Source organism: Paenibacillus sp. NPDC058898 (assembly GCF_049316025.1).
Taxonomy (GTDB): Bacteria; Bacillota; Bacilli; order Paenibacillales; family Paenibacillaceae; genus Paenibacillus_AQ.
Map to the genome: position 1 here is coordinate 308795 of NZ_JBMOSM010000003.1, position 16190 is coordinate 324984.

Genomic DNA, 16190 nt, shown 5'->3' on the forward strand with positions numbered 1-16190 from the left:
TCCTCCTTAAATAAGGGTTCATTGATTTCGATGAAGCGAAGATGCACGGATTACCAGGCGAGTTGGAAGTTGGCGATGGAGAACTGCGTTCGTTACGTTACCTGCTGGCAAATCGGAGGCTTCCAGCATCCGAAGCACATGCTCCGCTGCAAGGCATCCCAGCTCATAAAACGGAACTCTCACGCTGGTAAGCGGCGGAGTACACAGCTCGGCGGCATCCGAATCGTCATACCCGACAAAGGCAGGCATTCGTTCTTCTGAAATGCCTAATGCCCGCAGTCCCTGCTGAAGTCCAATCGCCATGCGGTCATTGGCGGCAAATACGGCTTCAATCCGGTCCAACTTCCCGGCGATTAACTCGGCTGCGGCATAACCGCTTTTGCGGCTGAAGTTGCCTTCGAACAGCAAGGATTCATCCAGCACGATTCCCGCTTCATTCAGTGCCCGGGCGTACCCCTTCAACCGGTCGCGACTGTTGGAATACTGAGGCGGCCCATTCAGGAAAGCAATCTTCCGGAAACCCTGCTGCGTCAAGTGATGAACCGCTTGATAGCTTCCATCCACATGATCGGCATCCATAACGTGAAACGCCTCGCCGTCAAAGTATTGATTAATCAGGCAATAGGGTTGATTCGCTTCACTCAGCTGTTTGATGGCCGCACGTTCGCCTTCATCATCCCGGGCGCCCAGAATAATGCAGGCATCAACTTTCTGAGTTCGGAACAGGTTCAAGTAGTCCATCGAACCGCCAGGCTCGCGGAACAGCATCAACAGGTCATATTGACTCTCCAACGCCTTACTGCCAATACCACTCAATATTTCGGAAAAATAGTAAGCGGAGAATATACGAGCCTTCGGCAGATAGGGCATGACGACGCCCAGGTTACCGCTTCTTCGACGGGCAAAACTTCGGGCAAGCGCACTCGGGGTATACCCGAGCTGATCCGCCGCTTCCAGCACCCGCTGCTTGGTCTCCTCCTTGATTGGTCCGACCCCATTCAGTACACGGGATACCGTTGCTTCCGAAACGCCGGCAAGCTGTGCAACTTCTTTACGACTAGCGATATTCATCAAGCCTCCTGCAATTTATGTACGCGCGTACATTTTCTCATGGAGCCTTTCTGTTGTCAACCGCCTTGATCTAATTTCATGTATAATATGGCGCCAAGAAACGCTGCTGCGGTTCTCCATGATCCTGATACCGATCAATCCTCGGCGGTACCATCATGCTTCTGCGATAAGCTCATACTACTTCTAGTATTAGAGCGTCCGTATCCCTTATCCTTTGTTGCGAACGTTCTTTTTCTGTCCTCCTGATATCCTCCGATTTCATGCAGCAAAATTATTCTTGCACCATCATTTGAGATATGCAATAATCATCTCCAGACACTTATTAAACTCGTTTAAAAAGGTGAGGAAGTGGTGATGACAACGCGCAAAGAAGCTTTACCCACACCGCAATCCATGAAATACGCCGTGCGGCGCGCGCTCCGCTCTTCCCTGCTGGAGCTCGGCAGTGGAACCAAAGCGGAGCTAAGTGATCGGCTCGGCATCAGCTTTCCTACAGTGAGCAAAGTTCTGGAACAGATGGCCCAGGAAGGCGAGGTCACCCTGCTCGGACTGGATGAGTCCAGTGGCGGCAGGCGTGCAAACCGCTACGCTTTTAACCCGGACTATATGCTGGGTCTCGCCGTTTATTATGAGAAGGAGCAGAGCGTATATACCATTTTTAATTGGAACGGCGATCTGATCGAACGGAAAGCTGAAGACGGCATACTCCAGCTTGGACCGGAAGCGCTGGCTTCCCAGCTAGGAAGCTGGATCCACCGTTATCCTAAGATCCGCTCAATTGCGGTCGGCATGCCGGCTGCGGTGCGAGATGGCGTCATTTTTCACGTACCGCTGTACGGGACATTCCAGGATTATGACCTTAAATCTTACCTGGAGAACCTGTTCTCCATTCCTGTCATCGTGGAGAATGACATGAATGCGGCCGTGCTTGGCTATCAGAATTTGAGCCGCTCGGAGGAAGCTTCCCTGGTATACGTGTATCTGGGACATAATGGTCCGGGGGCGGGGCTGCTGATCAACGGAAACGTCGTTCGGGGCAGGACGTTCTTCACGGGTGAGATCGGCTATGTACCGATGAGCAAAGACAACAATTTTCATGATGTATTGGACCGTAAAAGTTCCGTCATGAGCAGTCTCATCGAGCCGGATGAGGAGCAAATCGATGCGTTAAGCCGATTAAGCGCCGCCTTCACCGCGATTCTCAATCCGGATGCCATTCTGTGGTGTGAGCATAACCTTCTGCCCTCCACCCTGCTCTCCGTTAAAGACCGGGCTTCCGCCTACGTACCGGAGCGGCATCTGCCCGAGATGCTGCTTCGCGAGTGGGAACATGACTATATAGCCGGCCTGCAGCGGCTTGCTCTGGATATGATGATATCCGATACAAGTGCAATGTAAAATTCAACGATGACGATTGGGGAATAACCGTGAATACAGACCTTCAAACGAAAGCAAAACCTAAATTCAGCAAAGACTACACCCTTCATTTGGCAACCATCTTTCTCGGCTTTATCATTTTCGGAATATCGGAAAATATAAAGGGACCCGCCATTCCAAGAATTCAATTCGACTTCAACCTGGATGAAATGCAGATCGGTACCTTGCTATCGCTGAACGCGCTCGGGTACTTGATTGCCTGCTCTTTCACCGCGCTGTTAACCCGGAAGATCGGGATCAAGTGGGTCAGCATGGCTGCCTTCGGTTCGATGGCTCTCTCGGGTGTATTCATCTTCCTGTCGCACAGCTACCCAATGTTTACCGCGTCCTACTTCTTCATGTACATTGGAAACGGTATGCTGGAAATCGGCCTCGCCATATTGGCAGCCCGGATCTTTGTGCGAAACACAGGCACGATGATGAACCTGTCCCATTTCTTCTACGGAATTAGCTCAACCGTGGCACCAATGATTGCATCCGGCCTCATGACCGTAAGCGTGTTTAATTACACACTGGACTGGCGGGGTATGTATCTGGCCATGCTGATGTTATCCGTACTGCCGATGATCCCGGCACTCATGAGTAAGTTTCCCGGGGACGATCTATCCGAAACGGAACGAACTCCGCTCAAGTTATTAGTTAAAGATCCTGCGCTGTGGCTTGTTGTCATGATTCTATCCTTCGGTGTCGTATCGGAGATGGCCGTTGGCGGTTGGCTCGTAAACTTTCTTGAAAAATCGTACAAATGGGAACCTACGGCTGCAGCCGGGATGCTGTCCGCCTTCTTCCTCTGCTTCTCGGCAGCACGCCTGCTGCTTGGCCCGATAACGGATCGGATCGGCTTCACGCTGTCCATCATCATCCTGTCCGCGCTGACCGGAGTATGTACATTTGTCGCAATCTTTGGCGGGGAATCCTATGCCTTCCTGTTTGCGGCTGCCGGCATTGGAATTGCTCCGATTTATCCGACGGTCATGGCTCTAATTGCCAAAAGATATCCGAACGAGAGCGACACTGCGATTACGTTCATCGTCACCATGATGGGAATCGGCAGCGTTATCGGCAATTACGCGATCGGAGCGATCACGAACGGATTCAAGCAAATGTACGGCAGCGGAACAGAGCTCGGTTTGCTGCGCGGGCTGCAGGCCGGCTATGGCTTCATCGGATTGTGTGCCATCCTATGCTCACTCTTCGGCATCATTCTGTACCGTTATTTAAAAGTCCGTAAGCAATTGGTCTAATCCTTTAATTCTCTTTGAACATTAAAGGGAGCCCTCTCATGAGTACGAGAGGGCTCCCTTTTATTCATTAATAACGTTTGTCTACCCACACCCTCATTAACCCAAGTCGGGTTGATCAACAAGTTCGATGCTTGCTGTTTCGGTATGATGCAGCTCAAACACCAAGATCTCATTGCGCCCCTGCTTCAGCAGCGGTCCAGGCAGATAAAGTGCTGCTTGTGGTCCTTGTTCCCAGTAACGCCCCAGGTTAAATCCATTAACCCAGACGACCCCTTTTCCCCATCCGTCCAAGCGGAGAAACGTATCGCCAATGTCATCCACCGAGAATTCACCCCGATAGAAGGTAGGGCGATCCCGCTGTTCAAGCGGACCCGCAAGCGGTTGAAACGGTGCCGCATTCGGATTCTCAAGCGGCAAAGGATAGATGCTCCAGTCATACAGGAACTGGTTGTTCATCCGGACTCCCTCAGTGATCCCTTTATAGTCCTTCAGCTTCGGGCCGTAATTGATACGCCCCATATTCTCGACAACGATCTCAAGCCGAGCCCCGGCTGCCGGAACATCGATCTGCAGGGCTTGGGGATTCCAGCGTTCAACCGTTCCCTGATACTTACCGTCCAGGAATACCTGTGCCCGGTCATGCACCTCTTGCAGATACAGCGATTCTCCTTGACGAGGTCCGGAGATATCCGTTGCGTAAACGATGAAGCCATAACTTTGACCCAGCAGTTCCATCGGAACAGGTGTCGTACGTTTCACCGGATCGGATAGAACTGACAGGTGCTCCAGCAAGTCGGCATAATGCGTCATGCGAACCGAACCATAGCTATTTTTCTTGACGGACTGAGGCAGACTTGGGAAATCCGAGAGCTCTTTCCCCTGATGCTTCGCAATCGCGCTGCGAATGGCCTCGTATTTAGCTGTTACATCCCCACACTCCGAGATAGGGGCATCATAATCGTAGCTAGTTATCGTGGGCTCATACTTCTCGTGAAAATTCGCCCCGTTATAAAATCCGAAATTCGTTCCGCCATGAAACATGTAGAAGTTCACGGATGCATTCAAGCTCAGCATCTCCTTGAACACGGAGGCGGCATCTTCCGCGTCCCGGGTATGATGGGGTTTCAACCAATGATCAAACCATCCATTCCAGTATTCCATGCACATCAGAGGGTCTTCTGCGCGATATTCCCGCAGTTTGGCAAAAGCTTCCTCGGTTCTTGAACCAAAATTGACGGTGGCAAGCACGCCTGGAACGGTTCCCCCTTGCAGCATCCCGTCGGTGGGACCATCCGAAGTGAACAGCAATACATCTACGCCCCGCTTGATCAAGCCATCCTTCAAATACTCCAGATATGCCGTATCATTACCGTAGCTCCCGTACTCGTTCTCGATTTGCATGGCAATCACCGGACCTCCATTGGAGGTTAATAACGGAACCAGCCGCGGAATCAGTTCATCATAATAATGGTCAACCTTCTCCAGATACACCGGGTCCATGCACCGCAGGTGGATATCCGGATACTGCAGCAGCCAGGACGGAAGCCCGCCAAATTCCCATTCTGCGCATATGTAAGGGCTTGGTCGAAGGATCACATGCAGCCCGACATCACCGGCAATTTGGACGAATCTCTCCAAGTCGGCGATGCCATCAAACGTAAATTGTCCTTCCTCAGGTTCATGCAAATTCCACGGAATATAGCTTTCCACGGTGTTCAACCCACAGCTTTTCAGCTTCATCAGCCTGTCTTCCCAATATTCCGGTACGATCCGAAAATAATGTACGGCACCCGACAGAATCTGGATCGGCTCATCCCCGAGCACGAACTGTTGATTAACCGCTTTCAATTGAGCTTTCATATCCTGTTTCCTCCCTGCTCGTATCATTTCGCTTTCTATTATCATCATCTAACAAAAGCTCGTGCTGCTCAATCTCCAAATGGATCATTCTTTATACCTTTTGTGCCGAATATTCAGAATCGCAAGCTCCTATTATGATAATATATATGGCATAATCACTGGAATTTTCGATGCCAAAGGAGCCGACCCATATGGATATCGCTTATCGCTTCCCTAATATGATTCACACCCTTCAAGTAACAGGATGCCTTTTTGATTCCCATCCACCCGGATGGAGTTATCCGAGGCATCATCATCATCTGTTCGAGCTGCTGTACTGTCTGGAAGGCGAGGTCCTGCAGGAAATTCATCGGGAGTCCTTTACGCTGCGGCAAGGGGAATGGCTTCTGATCAAATCCGGAGTGCCCCATCAAACCTCCAATCTGGCGAGCGGGCCGTATGGATACTTCAACGTTCATTTTGATCTCGATGATCAGGAAATTAGGAGTTTATTGTCCGCCGCCCCTTACCGTCACATTCGCCAGCAGGAAAGCGAGCACAGCAATCTGAATGCATACGTTCAAGAGCTGGAGGGAATCGTTCGGCGCAGTCAGCCGGCAGCCCATTCGCTTCATCCGGAGAACCCGAGAGCTGAGTACAATCTCACCTTTGAAGACAGGCTGCTGCTTCAGTCCTATACATTGCTCATCATCCACGATGTACTTTCACTTCTGAAGGTGCAGGATGAAGTCAAGCTGCCTTCGTCGACACAGGCTGCAGCAGGCTCGCATAAACCGTCTTCCTTGCATGCTGCCGATGCCGCGCATGCCATTGAAGAAAAATTATCATCAGGACTCACAGAGGAGATCTCTGTCGCAGCGGTATCCAAAGAGCTTAATTTAAGCCGCAGCCAATGCAGCAAGCTGTTTCGCCAGGTTTACGGAATATCGCCAAGACAATATATCAGCCGTCAAAAGCTCACCCTAGCCAAGGAACTGCTAGTCACGACCCATCTGCCAATGACGGCGATCGCAGACAAACTCGGTTTTCGCTCAGCAAGCCATTTTTCAAGACAATTCCGCCGCTGGACTGGGCAGTCGCCAACCGAATACCGTCCCAGACACTAAATAGTGGAATTTGATTATTTTTAGTAAGTTACTTGACAATTAACAGCATAATTGAGTATGATACAATCTATAGTTTCAGCTATACAAAAGTTAGTTGATAACAATTAAAAACAAAAACAAGGAGCTGTTACCATTCATGCGTAGTTATTCTTCTACGGGTACATTTATTATTCGAGTTATTCTGGGGGTCATCTTTTTGGCTCACGGTTTGGATAAATTCCAGAGCGGCATCGGAAATATCGAGGGCTTTTTCGCAAGTTTGGGTATCCCCGCATTCATGGCAACCGTTGTGGCCATTATCGAAATTGTAGGTGGTATTGCACTGATTATCGGTTTGGGAACAAGGATTGCCTCCCTTGTTCTTGGCGTCGTGCTTGTCGTTGCTATTTTTCAGGCCAAGCTGGGCATGGGCTTCCTAAATGGCTATGAATTGGATATAGCGCTGCTCGCAATGGCTGTCCACCTTGCCCTTAGCGGCAGCAGCCTGCTGTCAGTTGATTCATTGTTTAGCAAGAAGAACAAAGCCTAAAGCAAACGCAAAGGCTCGCCGTTAATCCGAGGCGCGACGACCTCATTTAAGAAAAACGTCTATCGACGTACTCTCAAAGAGGACAGACCGCGTTTAGCGGTAGTTTTTCTTGCGATATCAGGCAGCAGATCCTTCGAAGTTTCTATATCTTAAAAAAAGCCGTACCTGACGATCAGTCTCCCATGATCCTGATCCAGGTACGGCTCTTTTTATAACATGTTATGAAAAGTTGCTGCCGCCCGTTTCTGCCTCTAAAGCCGAATTCCTTTGCAATCTCAGGAGCGTAAACGACAACCCTGCGGATATCGCAATACAGATTGAACCTACAATGTACACCATGCGAATGCCGAGTGTATCCGCAACTAGACCAATTATGGCAATCGATAAACTCGTTACCGTGGATAGCAAGATATCACGCGAAGCGTAAATTTTCGGCAGCATCTCTTGATTTACACTGGATTGGAGCGCGGTTTGCTGAGCCACATCCCGCAGCTGGTAGGCCGGTCCCATTGCTATACACAGGATCAAAGCCACGATCGGGATACTGTTCAGGCCATACCATAGGGTAAGCAAACTGAACACCGCGGAACCTACGGCCATGCATGGAATCAGATTCTTCTGGATAAAGGAAGACAGCAGCAGCATCAGTAACCCACCCACAATGGCGCCTACATAATAACTGGCGTTAATGAATCCCCACCAAGCTTCGCCTTGATGCAGCACTTCCTTGACATACACCAGCGTGATCGCTCCTACCCAGATGGTTCCGGCAATCCCTTCAATCATATCCATCATCGTGACGATTCTTAATGTAGGATTTCTCCACAGGTAGAACCAGCCTTCACGAATCACTTCCCAGCTTGGTTTCGCTCGTCCAGCTGCAGCCGGTTCCTTCGCCTTCATGGAGCGCGCTGCGATCCAAAGGGAAAAGACGGATACCCAGATGAGTACACAGCTCATGATTAAAGTCGGCATATGTCCAAACCGTACAACTAGAAAGCCCGTAAAGGTATATCCTGCAATCTGCAAGGATTGGCTAGTCACGGATAGTGAGCTGTTGGCCTTAACCAATCGGTCAGGTGCAACTAGTCTCGGAACCATGGACTGGATGAGCGGGTTTCCCCATCCTTCGGTAAAAGCAATGAACAAGATAAACATACATAGTATGGAAACCTGAGATGATATGTATGGAAATGCAATGACCAATGCGGTTAACAACAGAGCTTTCATGACTTGAAGCCTTACCAGAAGCTTGGAGAAGCCGAATTTCTCCATGACAAGCGGAGCCGTAAGACCGGCGACAAACCGTGCGACTGCGTTAAACAGCGGGAACAACGCGGCAATAAAGGCCGATCCGGATTCTTGATACATAAAGGTAGTCAGTACCATAATGTAGACAACGCCTGCCAGCGAAATGCTCGAGTGCGCGGTCCAGTAGTATAGAAAGCCCCCTCTTTTCATGTTCACACCCTATCCTGATGATCTTTTTTCTAATAGTCATAACATAGGTTGAAAGTTTCTGTAAAGATAATGGAAGTTCTCCCATACTAAAAAAACCTGCTCCCACGATCCATCCATGAGAGCAGGCCTGACTATAATTTGCTATGAAGCGCTACTGGCAACTGGCCAACGGTCTTGCCCCGGATAAGGGCATCGCTTGTCTTTCAGCTTTGCAGTGATCTGTACGATGCAGCCGCACAGCGTGCACGTCGTGTTCCCCTGCAGCTTTGGACAAGAGAAGCACGCACGCAGTCGGGCGTCATACTCACCATCCGACACGCACCGGTCAGACGCAAACATGGGAGATGATAGGACGCGTGTAATTTGTTCATCGTTAACCTGGTAATCGTCATGACAACCTTTACAGCGATTATCCGCCATCACCTTCGTTTATCCTGCCGTGATCTCGAGAACGGTAACGGACATCGGTGCAAGCTTCGCACGCAGAATGTCGCGTTCCTGTTCAAATGCATGGAATGTTGTTGGCCTCAGGGTCTCCGGCGATTCAAAGGTGTTATGAGCGTCCAGCGAATCGGAGGCAAGCTGCTGGCCTACGATCTTAGACACCTCACCGTTTAATCCCCGAAGCTGAATCGTCACGTCACTTTGCTCCGTGTGGCTCACATTACACAGGCTCACATGGATTTTGCCAGCTTGATCCTTCGAGGCCGTTACGGATACTTGCGGAATCTTCTCGCCGTCCATCTCGTAATCGTCGCCGCTGTAATTGGTTGCCAAACGTTCTGCATCCTGATGCACTTTATACATATCAAACACATGATAGGTCGGAGTCAGGATCATCTTCTCGCCTTCGGTCAAAACGACGGACTGAAGGACATTGACAACCTGAGCAATGTTCGCCATGACCACCCGATCATTATGCTCGTGGAAGATATTCAGCGTTAACCCCGCCACCAAGGCATCACGGATCGTATTCTGCTGATACAGGAAGCCCGGGTTGGTGCCAGGCTCTACATCAAACCAGGTCCCCCACTCGTCTACAATGAGGCCGATCCGCTTGTTAGGATCATACTGGTCCATGATCGCCGAGTGTCTTGTAATCAATTCATCCATATGAAGCGCCTTCTTCATCGTGGTGAACCATTCCTGTTCGCTGAAACCGGTAGCAGGTCCTTTACCGGTCCAGAATTCGCCCGGAATCGTGTAATAGTGAAGACTGATGGCATCCATAAACGGATGAGCTTCTCTCATCACGGTTTCCATCCAGCGGTAATCATCGACGTTCGGGCCGCAGGCAATCTTGTAGATCTTGTTATCGCCATAGTTGCGAACATAAGTCTGATAACGTCTGTACAGGTCCGCATAATATTCTGGCCGCATATTGCCTCCGCAGCCCCAGTTCTCGTTCCCAACGCCAAAATATTTCACGTTCCAAGGCTTCTCGCGGCCATTCTCCTGACGCCACGCAACCATCGGCGACACGCCATCGAAGGTTATGTATTCAACCCATTCCGACATCTCCTGCACGGTACCGCTGCCGACATTGCCGGATATGTAAGGTTCGCAACCCAAGAGCTCGCAAAGACGCAGGAATTCGTGCGTGCCAAAATGGTTGTTCTCTACAACGCCGCCCCAGTGCGTATTGACCATTTGCTTCCGATTCTCACGCGGACCGACGCCGTCCTTCCAGTGGTACTCGTCAGCAAAACAACCGCCGGGCCAGCGGAGCACCGGTATGTTAAGCTGTTTCAGCGCCTCCAGCACATCATTGCGGATCCCCTCCGTATTCGGAATCGGTGAATCCTCACCCACCCATATGCCCTCATAAATGCAGCGGCCCAGATGCTCGGAGAAATGACCATAAATATTGCGGTTGATTTTACCTTTGGATACATCCGAATGAATGGTAATAACATGACTCATGACTTCTTCCGCTCCTCGCTCTTTTTTTGTAGATGTTTATATGAAATGGTTTAACATTCTTTAAAATAATGATATCGGCCAAACTGGATTCCGTCAACCCGTAATTTAAACGCTTTCACGAAATAGCCCTATTTTTCGCCCAAAAAAAACCGGCCCAAGGTCGATCTTGCGATCGGGCTCTGAGCCAGTCACTGTTCAACGCGTCGCCCGAATTAAAAATTCCCGGGTCCGCTCTGCCTTCGGTTGGTTAAATATTTGATCCGGCGTGCCGGATTCGACGACCTGTCCGTTATCCATGAAGATAATTCGGTCTGCCACTTCTTTCGCAAAACTCATCTCATGCGTTACGATCACCATCGTCATATGCTCCTCGGCCAGCTGCTTGATGACCGCCAGCACCTCGCCTGTCAGCTCGGGATCCAGCGCCGATGTCGGTTCATCAAACAGCATGATGTCCGGATTCATCATCAGCGCTCTCGCAATGGCCACTCGCTGCTTCTGCCCGCCCGACAAATTTCCAGGATATACATCCGCTTTATCAGATAATCCGACCTTCTGCAGAAGCGCTGCGCTGTTTAACCTAACTTCTTCCTTCGATTGTTTCTTCACATGTTTAGGTGCCAGCCCCAGATTCTCCTGTACCGTGAGATGAGGAAACAGGTTGAAATGCTGGAAAACCATACCCATCCGGGCTGTGATCGCTTTGATCTGCGGCGGGCTGACATACACGCCATCCTTTACGAGATATTGATCCTGCAGCTTGATCGATCCGCCATTGATCTCCTCCAGATGCACCAGGCTCCGGAGCATGGTGCTTTTACCCGAGCCGGAAGGTCCGATGACGGCAATCACTTCATTCTTCTGTATCTCAAAGCTGACGTCCTTCAGCACGTCCAACTGGCCGAAGGATTTTTTTACATGGGTTACTTCGATAATTGCCATTACACGACAGTCCTTCTATTCATATTTAAATCGGCGTTCCAGAAACTTAAAAACACATGTTAACACTAGCGTCATCAGTAGATAAATAACACCCGCGATGAAAAACGGCATAATCGTGACATCACGATTGACCGCCGTATAGGCGAAGTGCAGCAGCTCCGGAACCGCCACTGCATACAGCAGCGCCGTATCTTTCACCAGCGTAATGGATTCGTTGGATACCGCCGGCAGGGCTACGCGAAACATTTGGGGCAGAATCACTTTCGTGGTCGTTTGCCAGCGGTTTAGGCCCAGCACCTTGGACGCTTCATATTGACCCTTATCAATCGCCAAAAGGCCTCCCCGGAAGATTTCCGCAAAATAAGCAGCATAGTTTAGCACAAAAGCCAAGCTTGCGGCTACAAAACGGTCTAAAACGAGATACTCGCCGATCACGGGCAGCACCGGCAGACCGAAGCAAAAGAACAGCAGCTGCAGCAGCAGCGGCGTACCCCGAAAAACATAAATATAGGCATTGGCCAACCAAGCCAGCGGCTTGATTGAGCTTCGAACCATTAACGTGAACACAAACCCGAGCGGGATGGAGACCAGGATGGCAATTAAAAACAACAGGATCGTTGTCTGTGCGCCCTCCAGCATCGGTTTGCCGATTTGAATGATGTAATCCATACTCATATACTCTTAACTCCTAATGGAAAAACTTCTTGAGATGCTTGAAGTTCTTCAAAGATATCGTAGACCCATAACAGGGAACACAAAACCGGAGCCTTTGGTCAAAGTCCGGTTTCTTGGAATACCTATGGAAGGATGAATAACCATCCTTGTGGAACATCCTACTTCAACACTTTGTTTTCGCCAAACCATTTCTCGGAAATCTTGGCTGCCGTACCATCGGCATTCATATCGTCCAGTGCTTTTTGCAGACTTTGAAGCAGCTCCTCGTTGCCTTTCTTAACTCCAATGCCGTACTGCTCCGGTGCCAGGGATTCCTCGAGAATCTTGTACGTTCCCTCTTCCTTGGACATGAAGTATTTCATCACGACTTCGTCTATGATCACAGCCTCTACGCGTCCATTCTTCAGATCGCTCAGAGCCAGCATATTGTCAGGAAATTCGTTGATCTTCTTCACTTGCGTGTGAATCTCGTTGGCACTTAGCGCATCAGCAGCTGAGGATAGCGACTGCAAACCGACCTGTTTGCCTGCCAAATCGCTGATCGAAGTTATATCCGAATCAGCCAGCACGGCGACGACCTGGCTATTCTCCAGATAAGGCTTAGTGAACAACACCTTCTCCTTGCGCTCATCAGTAATGGTATAGCCGTTCCATATCAAATCAATACGGCCGCTGCTAAGCTCGGACTCCTTCGATTTCCAGTCGATGGGTTGAAACTTGATTTCCTTGCCCATCTTCTCGGCGGCTGCACGAGCATAATCGATATCAAAGCCGACAATTTCATTGCTCTCGTCACGAAAACCCATGGGCGCGAACTTGTCGTCAATCCCGACAACCAGCTCATTGCCATCGCTTGCTGAGCTTGAACAGCCGACTATGGTTAATAAAAGCATGAAGCCTGCTAATACGGATGCTATCTTTTTCACCAAAAAATCCCCCTCGTAGACATAAACGCAGCCATATTCAGGATGTATAGGAATCCGTTTCATATGCAAACTGCTTTTTCACTTTAATACGTTATCAAGACTCCATGATACCATATTAGCAGAGAAGAGTCGATAGTTTCATAGAATGGCCAATTTTCCATTCGACAAGAAATTTATGTATTTTCATCCTATTTTAAGGTTACTTTAAGGATGATTTCAGTTTAGCGGGAAAGAATGATGGACTGTAAGACCAACATCAAGAAAGGCGGTAAACAACAATGACAACCCACTTGAAGTCAGTGAAGCGGCTGGTGCTTGTCGCCATCGCTGTAGTCATGGGCCTCGCTTATCTTCCCGTCTCGGTCTCAGCGGAACCGATTGGACAGCAAACAGAATCACCGGCTGTTCCTTCGACCAAAGACGAACGCGGGCAACATAAACCCGGTCATATGTTCAAGGCAATCTGCCAATTTCTGAAGCTGGAACCGCAAGTTCTTCAGGATAAACTCAAAACCTCGACACTCGCGGAAATAGCCAAGGAACAAGGTATATCTAGAGATGCCATGAAAGCCAAGATCGTTGAGCTGTTGAAGGATAAAATCGCCTCGCATCCGAAGCAGCTGGGTAAATCCATCGATTACTCCGCTGCCGCAGACAAGCTCCTTGACGCCAAAGGCGGATGGCATAAGCAGCGGATGCATCATCGTCATGGCCGATTAATCTCGGATAGCGCCGAGCTGGCCAAGCTTCTGAAGACGACGCCGGAAGCACTCAAGCAGTCGCTCCAATCCGGAAAATCATTGGCTCAGATCGCGAAGGAGCAAGGCGTTCCCGTCCAGTCCGTCATTGATCAACAAGTCCAAGCACTTACCAAGCGCCTGGATCAGAAGTTGACCGAAGGCAAACTGACGAAGGAAGAATACGAGGAGCGCAAATCCAAAATTGCTCCGTTCGTCAGCGATGTCGTGAATGGTAAACTCAAGCCGATGAAACACAGTCGGTAAAGTGCCCGCTTGCGCTTGACCCTGTTGTCATTGGACAGCACAAGAGCCACTCCAGCGGTTAGGAATAACCAATGGAGCGGCTCTTTATTTTCATCCGTTTATTCTATTTATCATCCATTTAAGGCACGTATTGTTGGATCATCTTCACAACGACGCCATCTTCGACGGTGATATGAAATGGAAACCATTTCATATCTACGATATCATCCTTTTTGTAGATGTCCGTGAATTTGTCCAGACTTACCAATTGGTTCCAGGAAATCTGGGCATCCTCATACCGTCCGGTATGATCGTACAACTGAAGCAGCACTTCTGCATCTTCTGCCACAGGAAGTTCAATCTGTTCTTCCGTATCATTTACGATATAATAGCCGTCCAGAGCTTCCGTCATCTCAGGGTCCTGTTCCCGTTCGCGGAATACCTGATTCGCTTCCTCTCCCTCATACCATTCAATCGGATCTACTTGCAGATAGACCTTGCCGTCTCTAATCTCAAGGCCGTTGATGTAGACAGCTTCCTGATTCGAAGCTTTCGGAACCGGCTCATAATTGTTGCCTGAGGCTACGCCAACGGTTGTCATCATGATCAGTACAAGCAGCATCATTGCTCCCAATTTCCAAGCCGACTTCTTCATCTTCTCATCGCTCCCTCTTCATCCTTCTATTAAATAGATTCAGCTCGTGAACCCGACTTAGCGTACATTAAACATCATTAACCCAATTCCTGGATATTTGAAACGTATATGTATTTTATCATTCATATCTTTATTATACGGACCCATTTGGTAAAATGGATGTCAATTCGATGTAAATTCATTACAATATTTCAATCTTCGTAAGCGCTTAAAGACGGCGATATTGAATTATATTGTAATTATGGATGAATAGGGGGGGAAATCAACAATAAAAAACAAGCCCTCCCCACTGATTCCTCAGTCGATGGTCAGGCTTGTTAATACTCTTTCAGATATTATTGATTGAATGCTTCAGTCAGAACAGGAACGATCTGCGATTTGCGGGAAACCACGCCTTTAAGCAGAGCCTTGTTCTCCGACAGAGACACATTGTATGCTTTCTCAACAGCTTTGGACTCTTTACCGAGTGCAAGAGCGATTGAATCGTTGTTCAGAATATCTGTCACGACGAAGACGAACAGATCAAGGTTTTTGTCAGCGATAATCCCTTGAATCGCATCTTCGAGTTCGGCTTGACGGGACAATACATCATTGGTATCAACCGCGTTAACCTGTGCGATTTCCACTTTAGCTCCGCCCATTTGGAATTCCTTGGCATCCAGGGAGATCAATTGCGCGATGGTTTTGTCGCTCAGATCGGCGCCTGCCTTGAGCATCTCGAGCCCATAGCTGTCTGCATCCACGCCAGCGATCTCAGCCAGCTCGCGAGCTGCTGCGATATCTTCGTCCGTGCAGGTTGGGGATTTGAACAACAAGGAGTCCGAGATGATGGCGGACAGCATCAGGCCAGCAATTTCTTTACGAACGGCTACGCCTTTTTCCTTGTAAATCTTGTTCAGAATGGTGGCTGTGCAGCCAACAGGCTCAGCACGGTAGTATAACGGGTGACTTGTCTCAAAATTCGCGATACGGTGATGATCGATAACCTCAATTACGCGAACCTGATCAATGTCGCTTGCACTTTGCTGACGCTCGTTATGATCCACGAGAATAACGTCTTGGGCTTCATTCGCAACCGTCTCAACGAACCGCGGCGCTTCTACCTTAAAGTAATCGAGCGCATATTGAGTTTCACCGTTAACGTCACCAAGACGTACGGGCTCGGCGGAAAGGCCAAGCTGGTTCTTCAAATCAGCGTAAGCAACAGCAGAGCAGATCGTGTCCGTATCCGGATTTTTGTGTCCAAAAATTAATGTTTTTGCCATATATAATGCCCCTCTCGCAACATAAATTTCATCGTTTATATCGATAAACAGATGATCACCTATCTGATTATATCGTTAAATTCTACTTATTCCAATTCCTTTACAGAGATTAT

The 16190-nt window shown here is 49.1% G+C and carries 14 protein-coding genes; 5 read left to right on the forward strand and 9 right to left on the reverse strand.

All coding sequences use genetic code 11. From position 1 onward, the window contains the following. Positions 1-18: 18 nt before the first annotated feature. Complete coding sequence (locus tag ACOZB4_RS09770; RefSeq protein WP_339265975.1) at positions 19-1071, reverse strand: LacI family DNA-binding transcriptional regulator; 1053 nt, start codon at positions 1069-1071, stop codon at positions 19-21. 354 nt (positions 1072-1425) lie between these two features. Between ACOZB4_RS09770 and ACOZB4_RS09775 the strand changes: the two genes are divergently transcribed. Both ACOZB4_RS09775 and ACOZB4_RS09780 read left to right on the forward strand, forming a co-directional pair. Beyond that, positions 1426-2469, forward strand: a complete 1044-nt coding sequence (locus ACOZB4_RS09775; RefSeq protein ID WP_379404397.1) for an ROK family transcriptional regulator — start codon at positions 1426-1428, stop codon at positions 2467-2469. A 29-nt stretch (positions 2470-2498) separates the two neighbouring features. Then, positions 2499-3752: an MFS transporter gene (locus ACOZB4_RS09780; RefSeq protein ID WP_076322031.1), complete on the forward strand. Its 1254-nt coding sequence runs from the start codon at positions 2499-2501 to the stop codon at positions 3750-3752. A 96-nt stretch (positions 3753-3848) separates the two neighbouring features. On the opposite strand, the gene ACOZB4_RS09785 is transcribed toward ACOZB4_RS09780, so the two are convergent. Beyond that, positions 3849-5612: a glycoside hydrolase family 35 protein gene (locus ACOZB4_RS09785; RefSeq protein ID WP_379404399.1), complete on the reverse strand. Its 1764-nt coding sequence runs from the start codon at positions 5610-5612 to the stop codon at positions 3849-3851. A gap of 191 nt (positions 5613-5803) precedes the next feature. Between ACOZB4_RS09785 and ACOZB4_RS09790 the strand changes: the two genes are divergently transcribed. Together ACOZB4_RS09790 and ACOZB4_RS09795 are read left to right on the forward strand one after the other, a co-directional pair. Continuing rightward, the gene (locus tag ACOZB4_RS09790; protein WP_379404401.1) at positions 5804-6718 is read left to right on the forward strand and encodes an AraC family transcriptional regulator; all 915 of its coding nucleotides are present in this window, start codon (positions 5804-5806) and stop codon (positions 6716-6718) included. A 136-nt stretch (positions 6719-6854) separates the two neighbouring features. After that, positions 6855-7247, forward strand: a complete 393-nt coding sequence (locus ACOZB4_RS09795) for a DoxX family protein (RefSeq protein WP_215153961.1) — start codon at positions 6855-6857, stop codon at positions 7245-7247. Positions 7248-7466: 219 nt separating this feature from the next. Here the strand turns inward: ACOZB4_RS09795 and ACOZB4_RS09800 are convergent, their stop codons facing one another. The 5 genes from ACOZB4_RS09800 to ACOZB4_RS09820 all read right to left on the reverse strand — a co-directional run bounded on the left by ACOZB4_RS09800 (position 7467) and on the right by ACOZB4_RS09820 (position 13174). Further along, entirely contained in the window at positions 7467-8708 is a 1242-nt protein-coding gene (locus ACOZB4_RS09800) for an MFS transporter (RefSeq protein ID WP_379404404.1), read from the reverse strand. A 429-nt stretch (positions 8709-9137) separates the two neighbouring features. Further along, positions 9138-10631 (reverse strand): alpha-N-arabinofuranosidase, encoded by a 1494-nt coding sequence (locus ACOZB4_RS09805; protein ID WP_379404406.1) that lies wholly within the window; start codon positions 10629-10631, stop codon positions 9138-9140. 195 nt (positions 10632-10826) lie between these two features. Further along, positions 10827-11573, reverse strand: a complete 747-nt coding sequence (locus tag ACOZB4_RS09810; RefSeq protein ID WP_339290673.1) for an amino acid ABC transporter ATP-binding protein — start codon at positions 11571-11573, stop codon at positions 10827-10829. A gap of 15 nt (positions 11574-11588) precedes the next feature. Next, positions 11589-12248, reverse strand: a complete 660-nt coding sequence (locus tag ACOZB4_RS09815; RefSeq protein ID WP_379404408.1) for an amino acid ABC transporter permease — start codon at positions 12246-12248, stop codon at positions 11589-11591. 158 nt (positions 12249-12406) lie between these two features. Beyond that, entirely contained in the window at positions 12407-13174 is a 768-nt protein-coding gene (locus ACOZB4_RS09820; protein ID WP_379404411.1) for an amino acid ABC transporter substrate-binding protein, read from the reverse strand. Between the two features lie 278 nt (positions 13175-13452). Here ACOZB4_RS09820 and ACOZB4_RS09825 point away from each other — a divergent pair, with 278 nt between their 5' ends. After that, positions 13453-14178 (forward strand): hypothetical protein, encoded by a 726-nt coding sequence (locus tag ACOZB4_RS09825; protein ID WP_379404413.1) that lies wholly within the window; start codon positions 13453-13455, stop codon positions 14176-14178. 118 nt (positions 14179-14296) lie between these two features. Here ACOZB4_RS09825 and ACOZB4_RS09830 read toward each other — a convergent pair whose 3' ends face one another. Further along, the gene (locus ACOZB4_RS09830; protein ID WP_076322042.1) at positions 14297-14812 is read right to left on the reverse strand and encodes a hypothetical protein; all 516 of its coding nucleotides are present in this window, start codon (positions 14810-14812) and stop codon (positions 14297-14299) included. A gap of 335 nt (positions 14813-15147) precedes the next feature. Beyond that, positions 15148-16077, reverse strand: a complete 930-nt coding sequence (locus tag ACOZB4_RS09835; RefSeq protein ID WP_379404415.1) for a manganese-dependent inorganic pyrophosphatase — start codon at positions 16075-16077, stop codon at positions 15148-15150. Positions 16078-16190 lie beyond the last annotated feature (113 nt).

Excerpts from the sequence above, each read along its gene's own strand:
- ACOZB4_RS09770 (WP_339265975.1), bottom strand. The coding sequence starts at position 1,071 with ATGAATATCGCTAGTCGTAAAGAAGTTGCACAGCTTGCCGGCGTTTCG.
- ACOZB4_RS09775 (WP_379404397.1), top strand. The coding sequence starts at position 1,426 with ATGACAACGCGCAAAGAAGCTTTACCCACACCGCAATCCATGAAATAC.
- ACOZB4_RS09785 (WP_379404399.1), bottom strand. The coding sequence starts at position 5,612 with ATGAAAGCTCAATTGAAAGCGGTTAATCAACAGTTCGTGCTCGGGGAT.
- ACOZB4_RS09790 (WP_379404401.1), top strand. The coding sequence starts at position 5,804 with ATGGATATCGCTTATCGCTTCCCTAATATGATTCACACCCTTCAAGTA.
- ACOZB4_RS09795 (WP_215153961.1), top strand. The coding sequence starts at position 6,855 with ATGCGTAGTTATTCTTCTACGGGTACATTTATTATTCGAGTTATTCTG.
- ACOZB4_RS09800 (WP_379404404.1), bottom strand. The coding sequence starts at position 8,708 with ATGAAAAGAGGGGGCTTTCTATACTACTGGACCGCGCACTCGAGCATT.
- ACOZB4_RS09805 (WP_379404406.1), bottom strand. The coding sequence starts at position 10,631 with ATGAGTCATGTTATTACCATTCATTCGGATGTATCCAAAGGTAAAATC.
- ACOZB4_RS09810 (WP_339290673.1), bottom strand. The coding sequence starts at position 11,573 with ATGGCAATTATCGAAGTAACCCATGTAAAAAAATCCTTCGGCCAGTTG.
- ACOZB4_RS09815 (WP_379404408.1), bottom strand. The coding sequence starts at position 12,248 with ATGAGTATGGATTACATCATTCAAATCGGCAAACCGATGCTGGAGGGC.
- ACOZB4_RS09825 (WP_379404413.1), top strand. The coding sequence starts at position 13,453 with ATGACAACCCACTTGAAGTCAGTGAAGCGGCTGGTGCTTGTCGCCATC.
- ACOZB4_RS09830 (WP_076322042.1), bottom strand. The coding sequence starts at position 14,812 with ATGAAGAAGTCGGCTTGGAAATTGGGAGCAATGATGCTGCTTGTACTG.
- ACOZB4_RS09835 (WP_379404415.1), bottom strand. The coding sequence starts at position 16,077 with ATGGCAAAAACATTAATTTTTGGACACAAAAATCCGGATACGGACACG.